Below are 874 nucleotides of genomic sequence, written 5' to 3' on the forward strand. Positions count from 1 at the left end.
CATTAAAGCCAGGAGGCCAAGATGGCAAAGCGGTATGAACTCCCCGACGCAGCCTGGGATCTGGTTGCAGATATCTTCACCAAAAATCAGCGCACCGGGCGCCCTCGGGCCGATGATCGCCTGATGCTAAACGGTATTCTCTGGGTGCTTTGCTCTGGCGCAGCCTGGCGAGACATGCCCGAACGATTCGGCCCTTGGTCAACGATCTATCAACGGTTCCGGGGATGGCGTGATTGCGGAGCTTTTGATCAGATGCTCAAGCGTCTTCATATCCGATTGAATGAGCAGGGTTTGATTGACTTGGAAACATGGATGATCGACTCCACTGCCGTACGAGCAACCCGGGCCTCATCAGGTGCCGGGAAAAAAGGGGATTTGAAGAACCGCAAGACCACGCGCTCGGGCGCAGCCGGGGTGGCCTGACGACCAAGATTCACATGCTGTGCGACGCCAATGGTGTGCCTCTGCGTTTCCTGTTGTCAGGCGGACAAGCCAGCGATATAGCCTATGCCCAACCGCTACTCGATCAGGCTTGCATACCCAGCCTGCGCGGTCGCCCACGCAAGCGTTGCCGCTGGTTGCTGGCTGACAAGGGTTACGACGCTGAAGCGCTGCGCCAGTATTGTGATCGTTATCGCATGCAGCCAGTCATTCCGTTGCGAAGCATGAAGCGCAAAACCAAGCCAGGATTGCCTCGACTTTTTGATCGCCCCAAATATCGGCAGCGCAACATCATCGAACGCATGTTTGGCTGGCTGAAGGAGAACCGTCGCATCGTGACGCGCTTCGACAAGCTCGCAACAAGTTTTGCGGCGATGGTCTCATTGGCCTGCGCTATGCGGTGCTTGCGACAATACTTTACGTACAGAGCCTA

1 protein-coding gene is annotated in these 874 nt (G+C 56.4%); it reads left to right on the forward strand.

Annotation, left to right across the window (positions count from 1 at the left end):
* Positions 1-21: 21 nt before the first annotated feature.
* Positions 22-874, forward strand: a protein-coding gene (locus HBN61_RS22320) for an IS5 family transposase (RefSeq protein WP_086005488.1) whose coding sequence is annotated in 2 segments (ribosomal slippage) — positions 22-363 and positions 366-874 — 851 coding nt annotated over the 2 segments. Because the reading frame shifts where the segments join, the coding sequence is not laid out codon by codon here. This gene is flagged as partial in the annotation.

Origin of the sequence: Pseudomonas sp. WS 5071 (assembly GCF_012985765.1) — a bacterium.
GTDB classification, from domain to species: domain Bacteria; phylum Pseudomonadota; class Gammaproteobacteria; order Pseudomonadales; family Pseudomonadaceae; genus Aquipseudomonas; species Aquipseudomonas lundensis_A.